Raw genomic sequence first — 25565 nt, 5'->3', positions numbered from 1 at the left:
GTTGCTTCGCTCGATGAGTTCTACAGAGAGAGCCCTCGGGGCGGCGGTACCGGCGAAGGTCAGTATCTCCGCGTCCTCGGCGAGCGTGCTACAGCCGCTGAACTCGTCGATGATCGCGGTGGCGATGGTCGCTATCGTCACGCACTTCGGTTCGCCGGCGGGAGCATCCTGGTTGATCTCCGGGATGTATATCGCCACAGCGGTTTCCGCTCCGATCGGCGGAAAGCTCGGCACGATCTTCGGAGCGCGGAGGATCTATTTGATGGGTCTGGGGATCGTCGGCGTCGCGACGGTCGTAGGGTCCTTCGCGCCCGATATCAACTGGCTCATCGCCGCGTATGTACTGCTCGGAATCGGGATGGCCACCCACTTTCCGAACGCGATGACGATCATTCGCGACTACGCCGATCGTCACCGGAGCGATCCGAAATCGGCGTTGTTGACGCTCGTCCTGTGCAGTCAATCCGTTGCGGCCCTCGGTCCCACTGTGGGCGGACTGCTGGTCGGAACGTTCGGCTGGCAATCGATCCTATGGATCAACCTGCCGGTCATAGCCCTCAGCGGAGCTGCAGTACTTCGCTACGTCGCTCCGGATTCGACAGCACGACAAAGTGATTCGCGACGCAGCCTGCTTCGTTCGCTGGATCTGCTCGGAGTCGGCCTGTTCGTCGTGCTCACATCCACCACCATGATGTTCCTGCTTTCGGCCGGGGGATCGCCGCCGTGGTTCCTGCTCGCTGTTCCGGCGATCGCCCTGGTCCTTTTCGTCGTCCGAGAATGGCATACCGATGAGCCCTTCATCGATGTGCGGGCGCTGGCCCACAATCGTTCGTTGAGCGCCACGTTGGTCCGAACATTGCTCACCTACGTCGCGTTCTATTCGGTGTTCTTCTCGGTTCCCCAGTGGTTGCAATACCAACGTGGCATGAGCGCGACTCAGACCGGCCTCACGATGTTGCCGGTCGCCGCGGTGGGAATCTTGTCGACGTACGTCGCCTCGAAAGTGTTACGGCGGTGCGGTCCTCGAATCACGCTCACGGTCGGGTCAGTCGCGTTGACCGCAGGGGGACTGCTCCTGGCGATCGTGGAACGGACGACGGCACCCATCGTCGTGGTGCTGCTGGTCGCCGCAGTCCTCGGCGTTCCGAGCGGGTTCAACAACCTGAGCAACCAGAACATGGTCAACTCCGCGACTTCCCTCGAGGAAGTCGGAACCGCCATGGGGATGTATCGCACGGTGCAATTCCTGGGAGCGAACCTGGCCGCCGTGGTTCTGCAGTTCACCGCGGGCCCCAGCGTGGGGGACGACGGCATTCGTCACACCGGTTGGGTGGTCGTCGCGATCTCGCTCGTACTTCTCTTCGGTGTTGCGGTCACCAGGAGCCTCACTCGCGGGGAACGCATTCCCCGCGAGTGAGGTGTCATTCTCCGTCGAAGCCGTAGATGGACTTGACCTCGAGGTACTCCTCGAGACCGTACTCGCCCATCGACCTACCGATACCGGACTGCTTGTAGCCGCCCATGGGCGTCACCGAATTGGTGTTCGCGCCGTTGAACGACACCCGTCCCGCACGGATTCCACAGGCGAATTCGTAACCGCGGTCGCGGTTCTCGCTGAAGACGTAGCCGCCGAGGCCGAAGATCGAATCGTTCGCGATGTCGAGTGCCTCCGCTTCGGTTCGGTACGGCATGACGACGAGCACCGGGCCGAAGATTTCTTCCTTGGCAAGGGTCATCTCGCGATCCACGTCCGCGAGAACGGTTGGCTTGCAGAAAAATCCACGATCGAAGCCGTCTGCTCTGCCCAAGCCGCCGGCGACCAGACTTCCGCCCTCGTTCAGGCCTGTCTCGATGTGGTTCTGCACGCTGTTGTATTGCTGGGCGTGCACGAGCGGACCGTGGGTCGTGGCAGGGTCTCGGGGGTCGCCGAGGCGCATCCGACCGATCTCGTCCGTGATGAACGGGATGATGTCCTTCACCTGCGACTCGTGCACGAGAAGCCGGCTCGGTGCGTGGCATGACTGGCCGCTGTTGGAGAAGCCCCGCTGTACGTTCCACCGCGCAGCCTTCTCCAGGTCACCGTCGGTTAGGACGATGTTCGCCGATTTGCCGCCGAGTTCGAGGCAGACGCGCTTGATGGTGCGAGCCGCCGACTCGCCGACCTTGACGCCGGCGCCGGTCGAACCGGTGAACGAGACCATGTCGACATCGGGGTGGCGCGAAAGGGCATCGCCCACGACGCTTCCTCGACCGACGATCAGGTTGAAAACACCGGGAGGCGTTTCGGCCTCGTGCATGATCTCGGCCAGCGCGACACCGGACGCGGGAGAGGCGTCCGACGGCTTCAGCACCATCGTGCAGCCGGCGGCGATTCCGTAGATCACTTTGATGACCGACGTCTGGATAGGCCAGTTCCACGGTGAGATCAGAGCGCAGACACCGATGGCCTCGCGCCTGACGAGGGTGTCGGCCAACTCGTGCTGGAACGAGTAGCCGCGGATGAGGTCGCGAGCAACCTTCATGTGCCCCGCGGGCCCGGTCACCTGCGCCTTGAAGGAGACCGGAACACCCACCTCCTGGGCGATCAGCTGAGCGAGTTGTGGCTCGCGGCGCTCGTACGCGGCGATGATTCGATCGATCAATGCGATGCGTTCGTCGACGGTGGTCTTGGAGAAGCTCGCGAACGCGCGTTTCGCTTCTGCCACGGCGTGATCGACATCGGCAACCCCACCTCCGGAGGCCACGGTGGCCCACGGTTCCTCGGACGTCGGATCGACCAGAGTGCGGGTGCCGTCACCGCTGGGTGCGATCCATTGACCACCGACGTAGAGCTGTCCGAAATGTTCCACTTCAAGCCTCCGTGCGTGTGCCAAAATCGAAACTGGACGTCAAATGTAAGACCGTAACCTATCCTGTATTTGAACGCCAAGATCGGCGGGCGGCGGCGCGCTTATTGACGTAGGTATAACTGTCTGACATTATACAGCATGACCACCCGGACGCCGAACTCACTGATCGGCGGCTTCAGGCACAGAACGACGTAAGGAAGAATCGTGGGTTCACTGACAGGCAAGAACGTCTTGATCACGGGCGCTCTGGGCACCATCGGCCAGGCTCTTGTGGGCCGGTATGTCGAGGAGGGGGCCACCGTCATCGCGTTGGATCGTCCCGACGCACCCGATGCGCAGAAGACGCTCGACGGTATCGGCGAGGGCATCCGCTACTTCGGGTGCGATCTCGCTGACCTGGCCGGCATCGAGACCTCGGTCAAGGCCCTGGCCGACGAGATCGGCGGGGTCGACGTACTGGTCAACAACGCCGCGCTGGTGATCTTCAAGCCGCACGCCGAGTTCACCATCAAGGAGTACGAGGATCAGGTGAGGGTCAACTCCTCGGCTGTATTCGTGTTGTCGCGCGTGTGCTCTGAGCACATGAAGGCCAAGAATTACGGCAAGATCGTCAACATCACGTCCCTCACCCTCACGGGTCGGTGGACCGGCTACGTGCCGTATATCGCGTCCAAGGGTGCAATGTACGGACTCATCAAGGGCATGGCCCGCGAACTGGGTGATTACCTCATCAACGTGAACGGCATCTCGCCGGGTGCCGTCCTCTCGGATGCCGAATACCGCGACCGTGGCGACAAGCAGCAGGAATACCACGACTGGGTGATCGAGAACCAGAGCATGAAACGTCGGATCGCTGCGGTCGACATCGCCAACCTCGCCGTCTTCCTGTCCACACCGCAGGCCGACATGATCACCGGCCAGGACATCGCGGTCGACGGCGGAATGTAACCGCTGCAACACCTTTCATCAATCGACCTTTAGCTGGTCAGAATCAGGAGCGACCGTGGTAAGCATCATCGTTGTCGGAGTGGACGGTGGCGACGCCTCGATGCGAGCGGCCCGCCGGGCGGCCGAGATCGCACACAGCCTAGGAGCGAGACTTCATCTCGTGAACGCCGTCGACAGCGGCGCTGTGAAGGAATTCCCCGACAGGCCCGGATCGTCGCTCGTGACGTCGGGTGAATTCGCGGAGGCGATCGTCGGTGACGCAGCCGTCGCGCTTCGAGTCATTGCCCCGCGTGTGACGACGTCCGTGGTGCAGGGCCGTCCCGCGGTTGCACTGGTCGACGAGGCCACCCGGCTCGACGCCGAATTGATCGTCGTGGGAAATCGACGAACTCAGGGTCTGGCACGGGTCCTCGGCAGTGTCGCCAGTGCCGTTGCCGCGCATGCCCCCTGTGACGTGTACATCGCGAAGACCGTCTGACGCGGCACCGCATTCGAGCAGAACTGGACGTGACCCGCGAGGGCCACGTCCAGTTCTGCATGTGCTCACCCAGCCGCACGGCGGAACGATCACAATCGTTCCGCCGCGACCGGCGTCAGATCTTGTACTCGGCGAGCATCGCGCGCCCGATGATGATCTTCTGGATGTCCGTCGTGCCCTCACCGATTAACATGAAAGCCGCTTCGCGGTAGAGCCTTTCGATCTCGTACTCCTTCGAGTATCCGTAGCCACCGTGAATGCGGAACGAGGCCTGAACGACCTCATTGCAGTATTCGCTGGCCACCATCTTCGCCATTCCTGCTTCGACGTCCATCCGCTCTCCGGCATCTTTCAGTCGAGCCGCACGCACCACCATCGAGTGTGCGGTCTCGACCTTGGTGGCCATCTCGGCGATGCGGAACAAGATCGCCTGGTGTTGGGCGATCGGTTTGCCGAAGGTCTCGCGCTGCTGGGCGTATTTGACGCCCAACTCGAACGCGCGATTGGCGATTCCCACTGCGCGCGCGCCCACATTGACGCGTCCCACCTCGACGCCGTCCATCATCTGATAGAAGCCCTTCCCGGTGTCGCCGCCCAGCACCTGAGTTTCGTCCACCCGATGGTGATCGAGGATCATCTCGGTGGTGTCGATGCCCTTGTAGCCCATCTTGTCGATCTTGCCGGGGATGGTCACGCCCTGTGCGGTCTCGCCGAATCCGGGTTCCTTCTCCACCAGGAACGTCGTCATGTTCCTGTAGACCGAGTCGGAGCCGTCTTCCGTCTTGCACAGCACGGCAACGAGATTCGAAGAGCCGCCGTTGGTCAGCCACATCTTCTGCCCGGTGATCTCGTATCCCTCGGCCGTCCGCTTGGCCTTGGTGGAGATGGCCGCCACGTCCGAACCGAGCCCGGGCTCGGACATCGAGAACGCGCCGCGAACCTCGCCGGTGGCCATCCGCGGCAGGTAGCGCTGCTTCTGTTCCTCGGTGCCGTGCTGAGTCAACATGTACGCCACGATGAAGTGGGTGTTGATGACACCTGACACGCTCATCCAGCCACGGGCAATCTCTTCGACCACCAGTGCATAGGTCAGCAGTGACTCGCCGAGGCCGCCGTACTCCTCCGGGATCATGAGTCCGAAAATTCCCAAGTCCTTGAGTCCCTCGACGATTTCCGTCGGATACTCGTCTGCATGTTCCAACTCGGTTGCGACGGGAATGATCTTCTTCTCGACGAAGCGTCGAACGACATCGAGTATCTCGTCCTGCTCTGCAGTCAGTCCCGTTGTTCGCGCGAGTCGGCTCATGATCTGTATCTCCTCTGTGAATCCATTTGACTAAGGTACTAGATGTCAGACATATTACATGCATGTCTAATTCGGTAGTAGTCGTTACTGGTGCTGGGCGAGGGCTCGGTGAGGCGATAGCGCTGGAGGTTGCGCGTCAGGGCTCCCCGGTTGTCCTCGCCGGAAGATCGATCGAGCCGCTGGAAAGCGTGAAGTCCACCATCGAAGCGCAGGGCGGTCGCGCCCTGGTGCGCGTGACGGATGTGACCGATTCCGACTCCGTGGCGGGACTGTTCGAGGACGCAGAGAGAGTCTTCGGCCGGATCGACGTGCTGGTGAACAACGCGGGTATCGCCAACCGCGTCAATCTTGTCGATCTCGACGAGGCCGAATGGGACCGCATCTTCGACACCAACGTCCGCGGCATGTTCCTGTGCAGTCGTGAGGCCGGACGACGTTTCGCTCTGGCTGGCTCCGGTCGCGCGGTGAACGTAGCTTCGGTGTTCGGGTTGCTTGGCCGGCCTGGATATTCCGCGTACTGCGCGTCCAAAGGTGCCGTCATCAACTTCACCCGGTCCGTCGCTGCGGAATGGGCGCGGTTCGGTGCGCAGATGAATGCCGTTGCGCCTGGCTACTTCGCAACCGATATCAATGCCGAACTCCGCGCCGACGACGCAGCCATGGCCAAGGTCATGCGCCGCATTCCGGCCTACCGCATGGGCACGCCGGACGAACTCGCCAACGTCGTGGCGTACCTGGCGCTCACGGCACCGAATTTTCTGACCGGGCAGACCATCGCGGTTGACGGCGGAGAAGCGAGCGTCTGAACAGTGAAAGGAACAAGCATGACCGATGCAGTGATCTGCGAGCCGATCCGTACGCCGGTGGGCCGCTACGGAGGCATCTTCAAGGACGTCCCGGTGACGTCCCTCGCATCGACGGTGATGAAAGGTCTGGTCGATCGCACTGGTCTGACTGCCAAGGATATCGACGATGTCATCTTCGGCCAGGGCTACCCGAACGGCGAGGCAGCCGCCATCGGCAGGATTGCAGCACTCGACGCCGGTCTCGATGTGTCAGTTCCAGGTCTACAGATAGACCGGCGCTGCGGGTCCGGTCTCCAGGCTGTGCTGTACGCATGCATGCAGGTCGCTACCGGGGGCTCTGATCTGGTGCTGGCCGGCGGTGCCGAGAGTATGAGTCAAGCGGAGTACTACATGCCGAATGCCCGATGGAACTCAGGCGGTCTGCCCGATCTCCGTGATCGGCTCGCGAGCCCGCGTAGCAATTCTGGAGGGCGGCGGTACCCAGTTCGGGGCGGAATGATCGAGACCGCCGAGAACGTTGCAGCGAAGTACTTTGTCACGCGCGAACAGCAGGACGAGTGGGCGTTGCGGTCGCAGCAGCGCGCTGCTGCGGCCATCGACGCCGGGCTGTTCGAGGACGAGATGATCCCTGTAGTCGTTCCGGGTCGGAAAGGTGAGCCACTCATCGTCTCCCAAGACGAGCATCCGCGCCCGGACACCACAATCGAGTCACTCTCGCGGCTGAAACCGATAATGGGAGCGACCCTGCCCGGCGCGTCGGTCACGGCCGGCAACTCCAGCGGTCAGAACGACGCGGCCGCAATAGCGATCGTGACGACGCCAGGGAAGGCCGAGCAGCTCGGGTTGCGTCCGTTGGCGCGGCTCGTGAGCTGGTCCCTGGCCGGCGTTGAGCCCGAGCTGATGGGTATCGGCCCTGTTCCGGCGGCACGTCGGGCCCTCGAGCGGGCGTCGTTGTCCTGGAAAGACATCGATCTAATCGAATTGAACGAGGCTTTTGCTGCTCAAGTGATCGGTTGCTTCCGCGGATGGGAATTGAGCAACGCCGATTTGGACCGCGTCAATGTCAACGGCTCCGGCATCTCGCTCGGCCACCCAATCGGAGCGACGGGAGGTCGTATTCTCGCGAACCTGTTGCGGGAGATGGATCGACGTGAGTCGCGATACGGGATGGAGACCATGTGCATGGGCGGCGGCCAAGGACTGGCTGCGATCTTCGAGCGGGTGGTCTGACGTGGCAAAGATCCTGTATCTGAGCATGTCTCGGGAGAAATACTCACCCAACTACTTTCCGTATCTGCGGACCTATATCGACGGGGTGAAGTCACCGGACGTCGAGTTCGAGCTCCGAGGCACGCGGGTCGGTCGCATCGACAGCTTTCGGTTCTTCGAAGTACTCGACTGGGTGTCGATCCTCGACTCCGTCGTGGCTGCGGAACAGGACGGCTTCGACGCGGTGGCGATCGGCAACATCCTCGATCCGGCGCTTCGCGAGGCACGGTCGATGGTCGATATCCCGGTGCTGGGTCTCGGGGAGACCTCGATGTTGACGGCCTGCATGATGGGCAGTCAGTTCTCGCTCGTAGGAGTCAATCCCTACTTCGGCGGTCGCTTCGAGGAGAACGTCGCCAGATACGGATTGCGCGACCGGCTCGCGAGCATCGAATGCATGGGCCTGACTCCGCACGAACTCGATGCGTGCTTCTCCGATGACAGCAAGCGCCAGAAAGCGATCGACTCCTTCGTCGCGGCGGCGCGAGCGTCCCTCGACAAAGGGGCAGAGGTGGTCATCCCCGCGGGTGGTCGCCTGACCGCGTTCCTCAATGCAGTGGGGATCCGCGACGTCGACGGTGCACCGCTCCTCGACGGAACCGTCTCGCTCGTGACCGCAGTCGAGTCGGCTGTCCGAATACACCGGCAGGCAGGCACTTTCGTCAGTCGCCGCAGGCTGTACGCGCGGGCACCCCAAGCGTCGATCCAGGAATCTGCCGCCGAATACGCCGATGGCTACAACGTGCCTGCCCTGAAGCGATCGATCGACCGTTCCGACCCCGCCACACAACGAACAGAGGAGTGAATTCGATGGACGTGCGTTACCCGTTGAGCAAGCAGGATGTGTTCGTCTCCAATCTGGACCGTCTTCGCGAAACCGCGCCGGACGTTGCCGATGCCTTCCGTGGTCTGCGCGTGGCCGCCGACGCGTACGGCACTCTCGAACCGAAACAGCGGGAGTTCAGTCTGCTGGTGGGCTTTGCTGTCACGCGGAACGAGGGAGGCTTCCGCGTGCATTGCACGCGCGCGAAGGATGCAGGCGCGACGCTGGAGGAGATAGAACAGATCGTCATCCTCCAACTCGGCACGAGCCTCGGCCTCGTACCTGTGGTGGAGGCCCTGTCGTGGGCGCACGACGAACTCGCTGATTAACAGCAATAGTATTGTCAGACAATACGCATCATGATATTTTTGCGTGTGACCGCGACCACGACCGACCAGCGTATTCGAGTTCTACAGGAGAATCGTCGATGACAGAACGTAATGGCACCCGCACCGCGCTGGTGATGGGAGCGGGATCCGGAATCGGACGCGCGAGCGCCATCGAATTGGCGGGCGCGGGAGTTCGCGTCGTCGCGGCGGATCTCAATGCGCAGTCGGTGGCAGCACTCGCCGCCGAAGTGGACGGGATCATCGACCTGGGACAGTCGTGGAACGCGACCGACCCGGAGGCCTGCGACGCACTGGTCGCGGCCGCCGTCGAGGCCGTCGGGCATCTGGATACTGTCGTCTCCACCGTCGGGTGGACGGCGATCACGAAGTTCCTCGACGAGTCTCCGGACTACTGGCGTCGCATCATCGACGTGAACCTGATGTCGGCGATCTACCTGTCGGCGGCCGCGGGTCGCGTGATGAAGGACAGCGGCGGAAGCATCGTGCTGACCTCGTCCGAAGCAGGCACGGTCGGCACCTCCGGCGAAGCCGTCTACTCGGCGGCCAAAGCCGGCATCATCGCGTTGGTCAAGTCGCTCGCTCGTGAGTGGGCCCGCTTCGGGATCCGCGTCAACGCAGTGGCACCGGGTATCACCGCCACCCCCCTGCTCGAGGAGCAAGGTCTGGTATCCGGTGACGGCGCGGACGGTGGGGTGCTGGGCAGCATTCTGAGGGGCGTGCCGATGCGTCGAGCGGGTGAGCCGTCCGAAATCGCCGCTGCGATCGCATATCTCGCGGGCGACGGTGCCAGCTACGTCACCGGGCAGACCCTGTGCGTCGGCGGAGGATTGACGATGGGCTCATGACGCGCCGCCTTGCCATTCCGATCACGAGTTTCTCCAATCCGACACCGAGAGGTCGTTCACCCCATGCGTGACAAAACGGTCCTGATCACCGGCGGTTCCCGCGGAATGGGGCAGCAACTCGCGTTGCGTCTCGCCGGTGAAGGCGCAAACATCGTCGTCAACTACCGCCGCGACACCGAGGCCGCGAGCCAGACCGTCGATGCCATCGAAGCGGCGGGAGGAAAGGCACTCGCTGTGCAGGCGGACGTGTCCGACACTGCCGCCGTCGAGGCCATGATCGGACACGCGGTCGACCGCTTCGGCTCCCTCGACGTCGTCGTGGCCAACGCCGCAGCCAGCGCGTTCAAGCCGCTGATGGACATTCACGGACGTCACATCGAGAAGACCATGGGCATCACGGTGCAGGGCTTCCTCGACCTGGTTCGACTGGCTCTGCCACACATGAACCGTGGCGGTCGCGTCATGGCTGTCAGCGGTTGGGACAGCTTCCGCGTCCTCCCGGGACACGGCCTCCTCGGCGCGGCCAAGGCTGCGATGGAGACGATCGTGAAGTACCTTGCGATCGAGTTGGCCGCCAACGGGGTGAGCACGATCGGAGTCTGCCCAGGACCGATCGACACCGACTCCTTCCGTTACTACGCAGGCGACGCGTGGGACGATTACGCGAAGCAGTGGCTCGCGCAGACCCCGTCGGGTGCGTACCCGACACCGGCCGAGGTCGCCGAGGTCATGGCGTTCCTGTGCTCTCCCCAGAGCGCTGTCATCAACGGCCAGACCATCGTGGTCGACGGCGGGCTGTCACTGGCGACCATGCCAATCGGCTTCGGCCAAGGTTGATGATGAGTGCGCAGTCACCGGCGGTCGCCCAGACCGTCGTCCAGTTGATGAGTCAGATCCAACGTCGCCCCGGGCACGAGGTGGCTGCGGAAGACATTGCCGGACAGCATCGGTTGACCATCGCCGAACTAGTGCTCTCGTCGAACCGCTTGGCCAACGCCTTTATAGGCCTCGGCCTGACGCCGGGCAGTCGCGTCGCATACGTGGCGCAGAACCACGTCGAGTACGTGGTGCTCGAATTCGCTTTGCTCAAAGCAGGACTCGTCAAAGTTCCCCTCAATCATCGGTTCGCTCCGAACGAGCTCCGTCGGTGCATCGAATTGGCGGACGTTCGTCTTGTCGTGGCCGACGACGCATCGTCTGCCGTACTCGACGAGGTTCTCGACGGCGCCGACATCCTGCGAGTGCACATCGGGCCACGGGACGGATGGCTGATGTTCGCCGGGATCGTCGCAGGCGGCGCACCGACATCCGTACAGGCCGCGACCGGTCCCGACGACCTTTATCACATTCGCTTCAGCTCCGGCTCCACCGGAAAACCCAAGGGGATAGCCATCTCTCATCGAGGTGCTCGTGCGGCGATCCTCGGGAACACCTGGGTGATGAGCAGCAGTGGACCGGTCGACAGGCCGCGAACGCTGCAAGTTGCGCCGCTGGTGTACGCCGGTGGCTGGAGCGTTCTGCCCACCCTGCTCTGCGGCGGCACCAACGTGTTCATGGACCGCTTCGATGCGGAGCAGATGCTCGATGTGATCGTCGGGCGAGGGATCACCTGGATGTTCGCGGTCCCGACGATGCTGCGACGCATGAGCACGCTCGCAGGACTGGCCGCACTGCGAGGGTCGTCGCTCAGTTGCCTCATGCTCGCTGGTGAGCCGGCGGCTCTGCCCGCGCTCGAGGTGGTGGGGGAACACACCGACGCGTTGATTCAGTGCTGGGGCCAGACGGAAGCGCCCGCATCGACGACGCTGCTGTCGCGGACCGACATGAAGCAGCGCGAACTCTGGGCGTCGATCGGGCGGCCGGTTCCCGGTGTGGAGTTCTCCGTCTACACCGACGGCGTGGTCCTCGACAGTCCTGAACCGGGTGTCGACGGCGAACTGGTGATCAGGACACCGAGCGTCGCGAGCACACTGCTCGGCTCCGAGGACGAGCACGCCGAACGGTTGCTTCCCGACGGGTGGTGGCGCACTTCCGATCTCGGTCACCTCGACGAGTCGGGGCGCATCTACATCGTCGGTCGCGCGAGCGAAACGATCATCACCGGTGGTACGAACATTCAACCGGTGGAGATCGAGCGGGCTTTCGAGAAGCACGCAGCCGTCCGCGAAGCCGTGGTGGTCGGTGTTCCCGACGCGAAGTGGGGGGAGACTCCGGCGGCATACGTGCACCTGTCCGAGCCCTGGGAGTCCGTCGGCGCCGACCTCGACGCGTGGCTGAAGAACAACCTCGCCGGATTCAAGCGGCCTGGTCACATATTCGTGTCACCGGATCCCATTCCACGCGCCTCGGGAGAGTCGAAGATCGCGCGAGGCGACATCAAGAAGATCGTGCAGTCGTGGGTTGCGGACCCGAGCGGTGTGCCGGCCAACGTGACCAGAGTGGAGAAATGACGTGACGGACATCGTCGTATCGGTGGCAGAAGAAATCGGAACTGTCCGACTGAACCGGCCGGACAGAGGAAATTCGGTGACCCCGGACGTCGTGCGACGCATGGGCGAAGCGGTGGCAGAACTCGCGGAGTCCGACTCGGTATCTGCGGTGGTGCTCACTGGTACCGGCAAGGTCTTCTGCGCTGGCGCTGACGTTCGAGAGATGTACGACGTCTACAACGCCGACGGTCCGGATGGGTTGATGGAGTACCTCGCCGCAACCTGGATGCCTGCCGTGCAGCACACCGTTCGATTGCTTTGGGGTGCAGCGGTTCCGGTAGTCGCTGCATACAACGGGGCCGCAACTGCAGGAGGTCTGGACTTCGGGCTCGCCTGTGACGTGCGGCTTGCGTCGTCGAGGGCGCGATTTGCCGAGAGCTACGTCAATCTCGGTATGGTTCCGGTAGCGGGCGGTGCGTACCTCCTACCGTCTCTCATCGGTCCGGCCGCCGCGCTGCGCATGCTTGCGACGGGCGAGTTCATCACTGCCGACCGGGCTCTTGCACTGGGCATGGTCAGTGAGGTATGCGAACCCGACGCTCTGTCCGACCGAGCCATCGAGGTGGCCCGAGAGATGACGAAAGGGCCGTCGGCTACGTACGCGAGTGTCAAGAAGATCGTTCGTACGAGGTCCACGGTCGAGCTCGACACGGCCCTTCGCGCAAGCCTGGCGGCAAATATCTCGCTGATCGCCCGCCCCGATGTCCGGGCCGGAATTCTGGCGGTCATGGAGCGTTACACGGCCTGATCATCCGCCCGAGTGATGTATCGGTGGCGGCAGCTCGAGGACATGTGATGTGGCCAGTCGGTACTGCAAATACCCAAGTCCAAGACGAATTCCGCCGTAACCGGACATCGGATCGAAGGACATGATGTCCTGCACGCAATCGACCCGAGACTGCATGGTGCTGTGATGGACCCCGGCAAGGCGGGCAGCCTGACGGATCGACGGCGCGTCGAGGAGAGCGTCGAGCGTCGACCGCGCCCACGGGTGGTTCATCACGTCCGCGATCGCGCGCACGTCGGGTCCCGCTCGGCGTTCGGAGGAATCGGCGAGCAACTCCACGATCCCGGTGTATCGATCCGCGTCGACGAACGGTTCTTTGTCCCCGTCACACAGTTGGAGAGCGACCATCGCCGTGCGTAGCGAGAAGTCCAGATCGTCGATCCCCACCGCGATTCCAGCACCCGAAGGGCGAACGTCGAGGCGGTCGGCGTGCGCGTCGACGACCACGATGTGGATCGCGCCGTACGCGGTGTTGACCACGTCGCCGGCCCCGGACGGATGGGATTGCCACACCGCGAACAGCGGCGCAGCCACGATGCGGTAGGACTGTCCTGTTCTCAGGCCAAGTCGTTCTGCTGCTGCTCGACGCTCCATTGGGTCTCGCAGCGCGTCCAGGGCGGTCCCCAGGTCTCGACGGGGTTCGAGGTCGCGGCGCTCCATGCCCAGCCTGACACCGATGGACAGAGCCAAACGCTCGACGATGATGGCGTCGTTCGGGTGGGGCGCGCCCTGCCGTTCCAGCCACACCTCGGCGTTACCGGGAAGCTCGTAGGAAAACACCGTGCCGGGTCCCGGACCGTCGAGCTCTTCACCGCTGGGTGTCATGCGCATCGTTCGTGCAGGGTCGTCCACCTGCAGCCCTGCGGGGCATCCTGCGAGCGACGCTGCGGTGCTGAGCAGCGCACGACTGTTGACGTTTCCTCTGATGAGCTCGTCGAAACAGGCGATCACACGAATTCCGAGGCTGGCGTCGGGGTCGAGTGCCGAGATCTTGCCGAGTAGCTCCTGCATTCGGCCCCTTCCGCCGCTCTCTATCGTGTCCTACCCATTGTCAGCCATGGAGAGCGCTGTAGGTGGCCTTCTCGAAATCGAGATACCCGCCGACGGATCCCGCATCGGCGAACGGGAAGATTTGGGTGGCCCAGTACCCGCCGATTCCGTTGCGCCGATCGATCCAGTAGTACAGGTTCGCAAGTCCCGCCCAGGCGTTGCTTCCGGCTGGTCGGCCCGTGGGTGCGTCTTCGTCGTTGATCATGAACGTGTAGCTCCAGGACTTGGGCATGCCGGGGAAGAATTCGGCATTGTTGCTGAGCGACGGGATAACCCCGGGAAGCATCTTGACTTTCAGATCACCGAGGTGATTCTGCAGTGCGAAATCAACCGTCTCGGGCCGCAGGATCTGCTCGCCCGAGGCGGACGCCCCGTCGTTCAGCCACATCCTGATGAACGAAAGATAGTCACCGACAGTCGAATACAGGCCATGTCCACCCATATCCACCTCGGGGTCGGGGAGCGCAAAGTCCGTGGGGGTCAGTGCACCGTCGGCTTCCCGCTGGTGCATGGTCGCCACGCGATCGCGGGTGCGGTCCGACAGGGTGAACGCGGTGTCGTTCATGCCGAGCGGCGCCAGGATGCGTTCCTGCATCACCTGGCCGAGCCTCTTGCCGGTGATCCCCTCGATCACTTGCCCCGCCCAGTCGATGTTGCTGCCGTACTCCCACTGCTCGCCGGGATCGAACAGCAACGGAGTCTGCAGGGCCTTACGGCTCGAGGTGACGATGCTGGGCTGGCCGTGCTCGACCGCGAGGCGGTTGTATTTCTCGTTGAAGAAGTCGTACCCGAACCCGGCGGTGTGCAGGAGCAGATGCTTCGTCGTGATGTCACGCTTGGGTGCACGGAGTACGGGTCGGCCCTCGTCGTCGAACCCGTCCAACACTTGCACCTCGCCCAGTGCCGGCGCATATTCCTTTGCGGGCGCGTCGAAGTCGAGCAGTCCCTGCTCTCGCAGCTGCAACGCGGCAACTCCGGTCAACGCCTTCGTGGTCGAGAAGATCGCGAAGACACTGTCGGTGGTCATCTCGCTCTTCGCACCGACGTCTCGGTACCCGGAAGCCTTCAGATACAACGTCTCGTTCCTGTCGGTGACGCCGGCGACGACGCCCGGTACCGATGCGGGAGCGTTGTTCAGAACAGGGTCGATTGCGGATTCGAAGGTCGAGCGGTCGACCTGTGATGCGGTCATGCTGATTCTCCTTTTCTCGGGGATGAGCGAAAAATCAATCGGCGAGGCGGTTCTCGACCCACGCGTTGCGGGTGCGGATCATGCCCTGGGCGAGAGTCGTGTGCGGAGCGAAGATGTCGAAGGCGTGGAACCCGCCGTTCCACACATGCAGCTCTGCGTCGGTTCCTGCGTGCCAAAGGGAGGTCGCATAGTCGACGGCCTCGTCCCGGAAGATCTCGGCCGATCCGACGTCGATGTACGCAGGTGGAAGGCCGGCGAGGTCCGTTGCGCGGGCCGGGGCGATGTAGGGCGAGACGTCGTCTGTCCGGTACTGCTCGCCGAGCACCGCGCGCCATCCGGTCTCGTTGCTCACTCGGTCCCAGACGCCCACGGCATCGAATTGCTTTGTCGATACGGCAGTTCCGCGGTCGTCGAGCATGGGGTAGATCAGCAACTGACCGCACAGGCGTGGTCCGCCGCGGTCGCGCGCAGCAAGAGCGAGTCCAGCCGCGAGGCCGCCGCCGGCGCTGGCTCCGGCAACCATGATGCGCGAGGTGTCCACCCCAAGGGGCGATGCGTTGTCTACGATCCACCGCAGTGTCGAGAACAGGTCTTCGCGTGCGTACGGGTCCGGAAACTCCGGTGCCAACCGGTATTCCGGCGACACGCGGACTGCACCGAGGCGTTCGACCCAGTCGAGGTTCAGTGCCAGCGCGTTGAATCTGTCGCCGAACATGAGCCCTCCCGAATGGGCGTATAGGGTCACCGGCCGCGGGCCGCCGTGGCGGGGGGAGCGAAATACCGATATGACGATCTCGTCGCCGAGGTGGCCGCGGACCACGTGCTCGAGGTGGTCCACGAGGTGCCCCTGCAGGATGTCGGGGAGGGGCGGCGACGCGTACGACCGCCGCATGAAGGCGATGAGGTCAGGAGTGATCGTCGGCGGGAAGACTCCACCCACGATGGCGAGCCCAGCCCGGAGTTCGGCGTCGATCTCGGGTCGGGGAAGCCGCGACGCTCCGCTCGACTGTGTCATGGATCATAGTATCGTCAGGAAATCGCCTCCCGTGAACCGCCGGGGCGACGCAAACCTCGCAATCGAGACCGCCGAATGTCGGGTTCCCGTCAATCGCGTAGTAGGCGGTTGGCTCGGTACCGGGTGTCGTGGTAGCTCGACCACAGCGCGTCGAGCAGTTCCAGAACTGCGGCCCGCGACCAGTCGCGCGTCCATTCGAACGGGCCGGCAGGGTAGTTCGTGCCGAGCATCATGGCGACATCGATGTCGTCGGGGGTAGCCACTCCGTGCATGGTGGTCTCCCACGCTTCGTTCGCCACGACTGCCAAAGTTCGAGCCAGCACGAGTCCCGGCACATCGGACACGGGGTGGGCGGCGATGCCTGCACGTTCGAGCATCGCCGCAACGGTCGAGAGCACCTCGGGGTGCGAGGATGCGATCGCGATACCGGTGGCGGACGCCACCGAGATGCAGCGGTCGAGCACGACGACGGGTACGCCGCCTCGCTCGGCCGACTCGGAACGCGCGGTTCGGCCACGCGTGATCACGACTACGGTTCCGTCGAGTACCAGTTCGCCCCGCGCGCTCAGTGCCGTTTCCTCGCGTGTGACCGCGACGCGCGCTCGCTCCACCAGAGTGTCGAGTTCGGGGCTGTCGCCTCGTCGAATCGACTCACCGGGCAGTGCCCCGGCCACCACCTGCGCGGGGGCGTCCGCGGTGGCACCGTCGGCATAGGAGTAGAAGCCGTGGCCACGCTTGCGTCCGTAGCGGCCCGCCGCAACGAGCTCGTCCTGGATGCGCGACGGTTCGAAGCGGGGGTCGAAATTGAAGGCCGTCCACACGGTCCTCGTCACGGCGGCATTGACGTCGTTGCCGATGAGATCCATGAGCTCGAACGGGCCCATCCTGAATTGGCCAGCGCCGCGGATGATCGCGTCGAGTGTGGCGGGAGAGGCCACGGATTCCTGCAGAAGCCGAAGAGGTTCGCCGTAGAAGCCGCGCGCGACCCGGTTGACGATGAAGCCAGGTGCGTTGGTGACCCGCGCGACCGTCTTGCCCCACGCAACCGCCAGCGTGTCGATGTCGTCCGCAACCTGCTGGTCGGTCTGCAGCCCGGTGACGACCTCGACCAGCTTCATCACCGGCACCGGATTGAAGAAGTGCATGCCGACGACTCGGCTGGGGAGTGGGGAGCGGGCGGCGATTTCGGAGACGGACAGCGACGAGGTGTTCGTCGCGAGGATGCACTGAGGGCCGAAGTGGTCGGCAGCCGCGGTGAAGACCGCGGCCTTGACGTCGAGCGACTCGAGGACGGCCTCGATGACCACCGTGTTCGGATGCTGGGGAGCGAGGTCCATCGACGTGCAGGTGGTCAGCAGACTGTCCAGGGAAGCCGCGATGGCAGGCTGCCGCTTCGCCAACCGGGTCCCGATGTCGTCGGTCGCGGCCTTCAGCTGTGCTTCCTGCGGATCCACAAGTGTTACCGAGTGGCCCGCGGAGAGCGCGGTCTGCGCGATCCCACGCCCCATCGTTCCTGCGCCCACAACGCAGATCGGGGTGGATGCTGTGGTCATGTGTGTCTCCCGGAAGTTGTTGGCGGGGCCGCGCGCCGGACAAATCTTGTTGCTTCTATCTGTATGACAATGTACGTTGCTGTAAAGAAAGTATCAGACTAAATGTCTTACAAAGCGATATTCTGGACCGGAACAGAAAGTGGTACCGCTATGACCTACGAAGACATTGTCGTCTCCGTCGACGAGGGGGTGGCAACCATTGCGATCAACCGCCCCGAGAACGCGAACAAGCTGCGTTTCACCACCGCACGCGAGTTGCTCGACGCGTTCCGCATGGTGCGAGAGACGCCCACCATCGATGCGGCAGTGCTGACCGGGACCGGCGACAAGTTCTTCTGCATCGGCGGTGAGCACGAAGAGCTCAGCTCACTCGACTACTCGAGCGTGATGCCGGTGATCGACCTGTACGAGTTCATCGACACGATGCCCAAGCCCGTGATAGCGGCTGTCAACGGCTTCGCCGTCGGTGGCGGCAACGTCCTTCAGGTCGTCTGCGATCTGACCGTCGCTGCGCCGCATTCGATCTTTCGTCAGGTCGGGCCGATGGTCGGAAGCTTCGACGCCGGATACGGCACGTGGTACCTGGAACAAACGATCGGGCGTCGGCGCGCAAAGGAAATGTGGTACCTGAACCGCAAGTACTCCGCTGAGCAGGCGCTGGACATGGGTTTGATCAACGACATCGCCGACGATCCGGTCGCACATGCACACGAGCTGGCGCAGACGCTTCGCCGTCGTGGCCCCTTCGCGTTGAGCGCACTCAAGGCTGCATTCTCCGGACGGCACACCGGTGTGGTCGGGCAGGCACGCATGGCTCACGACCTCCTGCTCACTGCATATCGCAGCACTCAGGAGGCCACCGAGATGTCGGAGTCCTTCGAAGAGCGCCGTGAGCCCGACCGATCGAAGTTCAACCGATGACCGCCCTGAGCCCCGAGTTGGAGGCGTTCCTGACGACCGCGACGAAGGTTGCGTCGTCCGTGGCTGACTCGTCCGACTCGGTGAGCGCCTCACGCGGAGCGTTGGACAGCACCGGACTCCTCGATCTCGCGCGCGATGTCGCGGACGAGGCGGACGGCGTGCACTGGCTTGCTCATACCGTCCGCGTGGTCGCGCAGACATCTCCGTCACTCGCCTTCGTGCTCGCCGGCCGATACGCTGCCGACCACGTCGGCCGCGACGCAGGACCGGACGGCTCGTCGTTCGGACTGGCCTTTGCCGGCTCAGCGACCGTCGTGTCGGCAGCACTCGAACCGCAGCGAGCAGTGGTGTGGGACGCAGAGTCCGGATCGGTGTTCGCAGCGCCTTTCGATTCGGTCGGAACAATTGGCAGCGAGCGATCCGGTCTGGCGCAGGCAGATTTGGTCTCGGTGACCTTTCCCTCCGGCTCTGTCGTCGCCGACGCCGACGCCTCCGAGCTCGTCTCGCGGTGGGACCTGTTCACCGGGGCCGCGCTGGTCGGAACGGCACGCCGAGCCGTGCTCGAGTCGCAGGCCTATGTCATGGGTCGTCACCAGTTCGGCGTCCCCATCGGGTCTTTCGTCGGCCTGCGTGCCCTGGTCGCCGACATGGATCTTCGAGTCAGGGAGACCGAAGCACTGCTGGTGCTGGCCCTCGACGGCGCCGCTTCGTCACCTGTGTCGGCCGTCGCCGGCCGCGCCGCTGTCGCAGTATGCATCGATGCCGTTCAGGCGCACGGTGGGTACGGGTACATCGACGAGTACCCCATCGCCGGATTGTTGCGCGATGCCATCGGTATCGCGTCGAGGGCAGGTGGGCGACGCTTCCACATCGCACGAGTCGCCCAACTCGGCTTGGGCCCTCGAGCAGCCGTGCTGCCATGACTGCTGCCTCCTGTGACAGCGACACAGACACAGAACCGGAGAAGAACATGAACGCAGCGAGTGGACCGTTGGCCGGTGTTCGGGTAGTCGACATCTCGTCGTCCTACGCTGCACCGACGACCTCGATGTACCTCGCCGACATGGGTGCGGACGTCATCAAGATCGAACCGACACGCGGAGACGACGCGCGTGGATGGGGCCCTCCCTTCCTCAACGGTGAGGCCGCCTGGTTCCTGTCGGTGAACCGAAACAAGCGAAGCATGTGCCTCGACATCCGTGGACAGGCCGGCCGCGACGTCCTGTTCAAGCTGCTCGAGACCGCCGACGTCTTCATCGAGAATATCAATCCTGTCAAACTCGAGAAGCACGGCTTGAGTCCAGACACTCTGCGAAAGGCTTTCCCGCAGTTGATTATCTGTGCATTCTCCGGTTTCGGTCTCACCGGACCCGATTCCGCATTGCCGGGCTACGACCTGATAGCACAGGCCCGATCGGGAATCATGAGCGTGACGGGCGCGGACGGCGTACCGCAACGCGTCAGCACAGCCCTGTCCGACGTCGCGGCGGGAACGGTCGCTGCGTTCGCTGTGTCGTCGGCCCTGGTAAAGCAGCAACGCACCGGGGAGGGCGAGATCGTCGACATCGCTTTGCTCGAAGCCGATTTGGCATTCATGTCACCGCGTATCGCGAGCTACCTCGCCGGCGAGCCGGAGCCGTCACCGTGCTCTGGGCGCGACTCGGTCGTGGCCATCTACCAGTCCATGAAGACAGCCGACCGTCCCATCGTGGTCGCCATCGGCAACGACGGTCACTGGCGTCGTGCGTGCGCGGCGCTCGGGTTGGACGAATTGGGACGACGAGAAGATCTGCGTACCAACGCCGATCGACGCGCCAAGAGGGACGAGGTGGTAGGACATTTTCAAGCTCGACTCGAGACCATGCCGTCCGAGGCCGCGCTGAAGACACTGCAGGCCGTCGGTGTTCCGTGCTCGCAGATCAACTCATTGTCGGAGGTGGTCTCCGACCCACAGGTCGAAGCGCGCAGGGCCATCGTCTCCTACGAGCACCCGGTGGCCGGTACGTTTCGCGGCGTGGGTACGCCATGGCGGCTTGCGTCCGACCCGGAGGATCGGCAGTCTCGTATTCCGGCACCTCTGCGCGGGGAACACGGCCGGGCTGTGCTGAGCGAGATCGGACTCGACGATGCGGCGATCGCACAGTTGGCGAACGAGGAGGTCGTATGGGTTCCGTGATCGACACCATGCGTTCCGGACGCGTGCTGACCATCGAGATCACCCGTCCGGGCCAACTGAACGCACTCAACTCCACCGTCCTAGGGGAGATTCTCGGCGTAGTCACCGACGCACAACACGATAATTCCCTCGGTGCCATCATCATTCGTGGCAGTGGGGACAGAGCCTTCAGCGCCGGTGCCGATCTCGACGAGATCCGCGGGCTCGATGTCGAAGCTGCGCACGCGTTCATTCGAGCCGGTCAACGAACCATGAAAGCCATTGCCGACTCGGTGATCCCGGTCATAGCCGACGTCGACGGATTCGCGCTCGGTGGCGGTTTCGAGTTGATGTTGTCCTGCCACCTGGTAGTGGCGTCCGATCGGAGTCGATTCGGCCTCCCCGAGGCGCGCATCGGGTGCATCCCGGGTTTCGGCGGCACCCAGCGGCTCGCCATGTCCGTGAGCAAACCGGCGGCGCTTCTCATGATGCTCGGGGGGGAGCGTGTCGACGCGGATCGTGCCTGGCAGATCGGTCTGCTCTCGGTACCTCCGTCGCCGCCGGAGCATTCGACCGCTGAGGCCCGACGCCTGGCCGAGCTGATCGCGTCGGGAAGCAGAACCGGGGTCGCGAACATTCTCGATGCGGCGCGGTCGGCGTTCAGTGCTGCAGCGCTCGATCATGAGGCGGCCCTCGCTGCCATCTCCATTGCTGCGCGCGACGGGCAGGAAGGGATCACATCCTTCGCAGAGCGTCGCGCACCCGTCTTCCACCAGGAGAACACATGAGTACACCGTGGGCCAGCATCGACTACGACATCATCGACATCGTCGATTCGGTCATCGCGCGCACCATCGCTCCCGAAGCACAGACGATCGACGCGACGGGGACATTCCCCGCCGCCGCGATCTCCGAGTTGGCAGAAGCGGGCCTGGGCATTCTGCAGATGCAGAAGTCGCTTGGTGGCGCGGGAGCGAGCACCTCCACCTACGCCGAAGCGCTGCTGCGTATTTCGGCAGCGTGCGGAGCGACATCAACCGTCTACATGACGCAGATGCACGCCGCTCACCCGATTCATCTGCAGGGCACACGGGAGCAGAGTGAGCGCTGGGTCCCGGCACTGTGCGCAGCGACTGCGATTGGATCCATCGCACTCACAGAACCCGGCGCGGGATCCGATGTCAGTTCGATGCGTACGGTTGCGCGTCGAGACGGGGACAGCTACGTAGTCAACGGCGAGAAGACGTTCATTTCCAACGGTGACCGCGCCGACGTGATCGTTCTGTTCGCCACGGTGAACACAGCCCTCGGAAAGTTGGGTATCACAGCGTTTCTGCTCGACACGGCGACTCTCGACGGCTTCGTGCCGGGTCCGCCCATGAAGAAGCTCGGTCAGAAGGGCGCGTCGACGGTGACGTTGTCGTTCCAGGACTGCCGAATCCCGGTCTCGGCTCGAATGGGCGAGGAAGGCGACGGCTATCCGCTGTTGCTGCGCTCCGTCGTTCGATCGCGGATCAGCGCAGCGGCGCAGGGCGTGGGGTTCGCGCAGGGAGCGTTCGACGCAGTGGTGTCCTGGGCTGCGGATCGAGATCTGCTGTCGTCGAAGACGTTGCATGCGCAGGACCTGCAGTTCGAGCTCGCCCGGTTGCGCGGCGACATCACGGCGGCGCGGGCGATGCTGCTGTCCGTGTGCGATCAGGTGGACTCGAGCGTCGACGAGCCCGTCGCCGAAGTGTCGTTGGTCAAGATGCACTGCACGACATTGGGAACGACGGTCGCCGCGCGATGCGTCGAGCTTCTGGGGCCGGACGGCGACCTGGTCTCGCTCGGTGTCGAGCGGCTACTGCGCGATGCGAAGATCGCCGAGATCTACGACGGCACCAATCAGGTTCAGAGCATGCTTGTCGCGCGGGACATCCGTCTCACCGCGACACGTGCAACCGCGGACGCGTGAGGCATTCGATATGCAGAAGTTGAAGGACATGCAGAAGTCAACGTACGAAACGATTTTCGTCGACGGAGAGTGGATCGCCCCTGCGTCGTCCGAAATGACCGAACTCATCTCGCCGACAACCGGCGAGGTCTACGGGACAGTACCCGCAGGATCCGTCGAGGACATGGATACCGCTGTTCGTGCTGCGCGCCGTGCTTTCGACGACGGTAAGTGGCGCGGCACCACGCTGCAGGACCGCCTCGAGATTCTGCAGCGGCTGAGGCAGCTGTTCCTGGACAACGCAGAGGACCTCGCCACGACGATCACTACCGAGATGGGTTGTCCCATCACCCAATCTCGGTCCATTCAGGCGGCCAACCCGGTCAAGGTCATCGACGCGTCCCTCGACATCGCAGCGGAGTTCCCGTGGCGTTCGCTGCGACGTTCCGAGCTGGCGAACGCTCTCGTCACTCGCAGCCCTGTCGGCGTCGTTGCTGCCGTGTCTCCGTGGAACATGCCGCTCTCGATCAACGTGCAGAAACTCGTGCCCGCGCTCATCGCCGGCTGCACGATGGTGCTCAAGCCGTCGCCGGAAACGCCGTTGGATGCGTATCTGTTGGCCGAGTTGGCAACCGAAGCCGGTCTGCCACCCGGAGTGCTGAACGTCGTGCCGGCAGGCCGAGAGGCGAGTGCGTATCTCGTCGGGCATCCGCTGGTGGACAAGGTGACGTTCACCGGATCCCCGGCAGCGGGGCGAAGCATCGCTGCGCGCTGCGGCGAGGACCTGCGCCGCGTCACTCTCGAACTCGGTGGCAAGTCGGCCGCAGTGGTGCTTCCCGACGCGGACCTGGACCAGGCTGTCGAAGCGCTCCGCATGGGATCGTTCCGCAACAGCGGCCAGGTGTGCTCGCTCAAGACTCGCATTCTCGTGCACGAGTCGCAGCAGGAGGAGTTCACCGACCGTCTCGTAGCGATGGTGTCGGCGATGCCCGTCGGTGACCCGATGGACCCCGAGACCCAGATCGGACCCCTGGTCTCCGAGCGTCAGCGCGCGGTCGTGGAGGGCTACATCGCCGCCGGGCGGGCCGAGGGTGCGCGTTGCGTGCTCGGCGGTGGTCGGCCGAAGGACCTCGATCGCGGGTGGTTCGTCGAGCCGACCATCTTCGTCGATGCCACTCCCGACATGAAGATCGTGCGGGAAGAGATCTTCGGGCCCGTGGTGTCGGTGCTGTCGTACCGCGACGAGGCGCACGCCATCGAGTTGGCCAACGACTCGGACTACGGACTCAACGGTGCGGTGTTCACCGGGGACGTTCAGCGCGGCCTGCGTGTCGCCGGGCGCATGCATACCGGCACGGTCGAGGTGAACGGCAGTCCGGCCGGTTTCTCCGCACCGATGGGCGGGATCAAGCTCAGTGGATTGGGTCGGGAGAACGGGCCGGAGGGACTCGAAGCATATGTCGAGCTCAAGGCTGTAGGTGTGTCGGCGGCGGTTGCCGACACACTCGTCGCGGCTGACCCGGCACTGGCGAGAACGTGATCGGTGAGGTGACGGGGCCGCTTGCAGGCGTTCGCGTCATCGAAGCGTCCTCGTTCGTGGCCGGTCCGTCCGCCGGGCTTGCACTCTCCCAGCTCGGGGCGGATGTCATCAGAGTGGATCCGCCGGCCGGCGGTAGTGACGCCGGGCGGTGGCCGCTCTCTCGTACCGGATCGAGCTTGTTCTGGGCGAACCTCAACCGTGGCAAGCGATCCGTGACCATCGACCATCGGACTCCCGAGGGTCGCGAACTCCTCGTCGGACTGGTGACCGCGCCCGGTCCCGGAAGCGGAATTCTGGTCGACAACATGGTGGGCCGCAGCAGGATTCGTTACGAGCAGCTTGCCGAGCACCGTGCCGACGCTATCCATGTCCACATCGAAGGACGCAGGGGCGGATTGCCTGCGGTCGATTATTCGATCAATGCCGAGATCGGTGTGCCGATGATGACGGGTCCGAGCCACTCTGTGGGACCTGTCAATCACGTGCTTCCCGCATGGGATCTCGTGACGGGGATGATCGCCGCGACATCTGTGTCAGCGGCGCTGGTCCATCGCGATCGGACGGGGAACGGGTCCAAGGTGGACGTGGCGTTGTCCGACGTGGCTCTCGCCGGTGTGGCGGACATGGGGTGGTTGGCGGAGGCGCACGAATCCGGTAGTGCCAGAGCGCGACTGGGCAATCACATGTTCGGGACCTTCGGTGTCGATTTCGAGACCTCGGACGGTCGTCGCGTCATGGTCGTCGCGCTGACGACGGGTCAGTGGCATGCCGTGCAGCGGGCCACGGGCACCGAGACAGTGTTCTCGGCGTTGGCGGAGACGTTCGGTGCGGACCTCGACGACGAAGGCGAGCGGTTCCGCTTTCGAGAAACGATCGAATCCGTTCTCCGACCCTGGTTCATGGCGCGCGATTTCTCCGAAATAGAGCAGGCACTCGACGCGGCAAGAGCGCTGTGGAGTCCGTACCGCGATATGAGCGAGGTAGTGCAGCTCGCGCTCGCGGATTCGGTCGGCATCGTGCACGAGATCGATCAACCGGGCGTCGGCACCATGCTCAGCGCTGCGGCACCGTGGCGGTGGGGTGACGTGCATGCGACATCTGCTGCAGCACCAGGCTTGTCGGCGAACACGGACGAAGTCCTTGCCGACACACTTGGCCTGTCGGGTGCCGAGTTGGCCGGCCTGCACCAGCGCGGTGTCATCGGATAGCCCGCTCGGATCGATGAACGAAGTTGAGACAATGGCGAACGACAGGAG

Annotated in this window: 24 protein-coding genes; 18 read left to right on the top strand and 6 right to left on the bottom strand. The window is 63.8% G+C overall.

From position 1 onward, the window contains the following. Positions 1-13 precede the first annotated feature (13 nt). Positions 14-1417, top strand: coding sequence for an MFS transporter (locus CH305_RS01300; protein ID WP_094702185.1), 1404 nt, complete (start codon positions 14-16; stop codon positions 1415-1417). Between the two features lie 4 nt (positions 1418-1421). On the opposite strand, the gene CH305_RS01295 is transcribed toward CH305_RS01300, so the two are convergent. After that, a complete protein-coding gene (locus CH305_RS01295) occupies positions 1422-2849 on the bottom strand; it encodes an aldehyde dehydrogenase family protein (protein WP_037189069.1) in 1428 nt (475 codons plus the stop codon). A gap of 204 nt (positions 2850-3053) precedes the next feature. Here CH305_RS01295 and CH305_RS01290 point away from each other — a divergent pair, with 204 nt between their 5' ends. Together CH305_RS01290 and CH305_RS01285 are read left to right on the top strand one after the other, a co-directional pair. Beyond that, on the top strand, positions 3054-3797 hold the full coding sequence (locus tag CH305_RS01290; RefSeq protein WP_037189070.1) for an SDR family oxidoreductase: 744 nt from the start codon (positions 3054-3056) through the stop codon (positions 3795-3797). Between the two features lie 55 nt (positions 3798-3852). Beyond that, positions 3853-4275, top strand: a complete 423-nt coding sequence (locus CH305_RS01285; protein ID WP_037189071.1) for a universal stress protein — start codon at positions 3853-3855, stop codon at positions 4273-4275. Positions 4276-4390: 115 nt separating this feature from the next. On the opposite strand, the gene CH305_RS01280 is transcribed toward CH305_RS01285, so the two are convergent. Then, on the bottom strand, positions 4391-5581 hold the full coding sequence (locus CH305_RS01280; RefSeq protein ID WP_037189072.1) for an acyl-CoA dehydrogenase family protein: 1191 nt from the start codon (positions 5579-5581) through the stop codon (positions 4391-4393). A 62-nt stretch (positions 5582-5643) separates the two neighbouring features. On the opposite strand from CH305_RS01280, the gene CH305_RS01275 reads away from it, so the two are divergent. The 8 genes from CH305_RS01275 (at position 5644) to CH305_RS01240 (ending at position 12911) form a co-directional block, all read left to right on the top strand. After that, positions 5644-6387 (top strand): SDR family NAD(P)-dependent oxidoreductase, encoded by a 744-nt coding sequence (locus CH305_RS01275; RefSeq protein WP_037189073.1) that lies wholly within the window; start codon positions 5644-5646, stop codon positions 6385-6387. A gap of 18 nt (positions 6388-6405) precedes the next feature. Further along, a complete protein-coding gene (locus tag CH305_RS01270) occupies positions 6406-7617 on the top strand; it encodes an acetyl-CoA C-acetyltransferase (RefSeq protein WP_094670087.1) in 1212 nt (403 codons plus the stop codon). Position 7618: 1 nt separating this feature from the next. Further along, on the top strand, positions 7619-8461 hold the full coding sequence (locus tag CH305_RS01265; RefSeq protein WP_230596190.1) for an aspartate/glutamate racemase family protein: 843 nt from the start codon (positions 7619-7621) through the stop codon (positions 8459-8461). Positions 8462-8466: 5 nt separating this feature from the next. Then, entirely contained in the window at positions 8467-8808 is a 342-nt protein-coding gene (locus tag CH305_RS01260) for a carboxymuconolactone decarboxylase family protein (RefSeq protein WP_037189158.1), read from the top strand. A 98-nt stretch (positions 8809-8906) separates the two neighbouring features. After that, complete coding sequence (locus tag CH305_RS01255; RefSeq protein WP_037189075.1) at positions 8907-9674, top strand: SDR family NAD(P)-dependent oxidoreductase; 768 nt, start codon at positions 8907-8909, stop codon at positions 9672-9674. Positions 9675-9737: 63 nt separating this feature from the next. After that, positions 9738-10511 (top strand): SDR family oxidoreductase, encoded by a 774-nt coding sequence (locus CH305_RS01250; protein WP_094670089.1) that lies wholly within the window; start codon positions 9738-9740, stop codon positions 10509-10511. 2 nt (positions 10512-10513) lie between these two features. Beyond that, on the top strand, positions 10514-12124 hold the full coding sequence (locus tag CH305_RS01245; RefSeq protein WP_230596191.1) for a class I adenylate-forming enzyme family protein: 1611 nt from the start codon (positions 10514-10516) through the stop codon (positions 12122-12124). Position 12125: 1 nt separating this feature from the next. Then, positions 12126-12911 (top strand): enoyl-CoA hydratase/isomerase family protein, encoded by a 786-nt coding sequence (locus CH305_RS01240; protein WP_037189078.1) that lies wholly within the window; start codon positions 12126-12128, stop codon positions 12909-12911. Here the strand turns inward: CH305_RS01240 and CH305_RS01235 are convergent, their stop codons facing one another. The 4 genes from CH305_RS01235 to CH305_RS01220 form a co-directional block, all read right to left on the bottom strand. Further along, positions 12912-13961 carry a hypothetical protein gene (locus tag CH305_RS01235; protein ID WP_094702181.1) on the bottom strand — a complete coding sequence of 350 codons (1050 nt, stop codon included), beginning with the start codon at positions 13959-13961 and terminating at the stop codon, positions 12912-12914. It lies immediately after the preceding gene. A 40-nt stretch (positions 13962-14001) separates the two neighbouring features. Continuing rightward, on the bottom strand, positions 14002-15192 hold the full coding sequence (locus CH305_RS01230) for a serine hydrolase (protein ID WP_037189079.1): 1191 nt from the start codon (positions 15190-15192) through the stop codon (positions 14002-14004). A 34-nt stretch (positions 15193-15226) separates the two neighbouring features. Beyond that, a complete protein-coding gene (locus tag CH305_RS01225; protein ID WP_094702179.1) occupies positions 15227-16207 on the bottom strand; it encodes an alpha/beta hydrolase fold domain-containing protein in 981 nt (326 codons plus the stop codon). Positions 16208-16296: 89 nt separating this feature from the next. Beyond that, positions 16297-17760, bottom strand: a complete 1464-nt coding sequence (locus CH305_RS01220) for a 3-hydroxyacyl-CoA dehydrogenase NAD-binding domain-containing protein (RefSeq protein ID WP_094702177.1) — start codon at positions 17758-17760, stop codon at positions 16297-16299. A 150-nt stretch (positions 17761-17910) separates the two neighbouring features. Between CH305_RS01220 and CH305_RS01215 the strand changes: the two genes are divergently transcribed. Genes CH305_RS01215 through CH305_RS01185 form a run of 7 tightly spaced genes read left to right on the top strand, consistent with a single transcriptional unit; the run spans position 17911 to position 25517 of the window. Next, positions 17911-18681, top strand: a complete 771-nt coding sequence (locus tag CH305_RS01215; RefSeq protein WP_037189083.1) for an enoyl-CoA hydratase-related protein — start codon at positions 17911-17913, stop codon at positions 18679-18681. Continuing rightward, positions 18678-19604, top strand: coding sequence for an acyl-CoA dehydrogenase family protein (locus CH305_RS01210; RefSeq protein ID WP_094702175.1), 927 nt, complete (start codon positions 18678-18680; stop codon positions 19602-19604). The genes CH305_RS01215 and CH305_RS01210 overlap by 4 nt, the downstream gene beginning before the upstream one ends. Before the next feature lie 47 nt (positions 19605-19651). Beyond that, positions 19652-20857, top strand: a complete 1206-nt coding sequence (locus CH305_RS01205; protein WP_037189160.1) for a CaiB/BaiF CoA-transferase family protein — start codon at positions 19652-19654, stop codon at positions 20855-20857. Beyond that, on the top strand, positions 20845-21624 hold the full coding sequence (locus tag CH305_RS01200) for an enoyl-CoA hydratase/isomerase family protein (protein WP_037189086.1): 780 nt from the start codon (positions 20845-20847) through the stop codon (positions 21622-21624). The genes CH305_RS01205 and CH305_RS01200 overlap by 13 nt, the downstream gene beginning before the upstream one ends. Then, the gene (locus tag CH305_RS01195; protein ID WP_094702173.1) at positions 21621-22790 is read left to right on the top strand and encodes an acyl-CoA dehydrogenase family protein; all 1170 of its coding nucleotides are present in this window, start codon (positions 21621-21623) and stop codon (positions 22788-22790) included. Before CH305_RS01200 ends, CH305_RS01195 begins: the two co-directional genes overlap by 4 nt. Before the next feature lie 28 nt (positions 22791-22818). After that, a complete protein-coding gene (locus tag CH305_RS01190) occupies positions 22819-24309 on the top strand; it encodes an aldehyde dehydrogenase (RefSeq protein WP_179278143.1) in 1491 nt (496 codons plus the stop codon). Between the two features lie 8 nt (positions 24310-24317). Then, positions 24318-25517 (top strand): CoA transferase, encoded by a 1200-nt coding sequence (locus CH305_RS01185; protein ID WP_230596192.1) that lies wholly within the window; start codon positions 24318-24320, stop codon positions 25515-25517. Positions 25518-25565 lie beyond the last annotated feature (48 nt).

The sequence above is a fragment of the Rhodococcus sp. 15-649-2-2 genome, from assembly GCF_002258645.1.
Lineage (GTDB): Bacteria > Actinomycetota > Actinomycetes > Mycobacteriales > Mycobacteriaceae > Rhodococcoides.
Note: the sequence above shows the minus strand (reverse complement) of the source record. Positions and strands in the feature narration are given on the sequence as shown.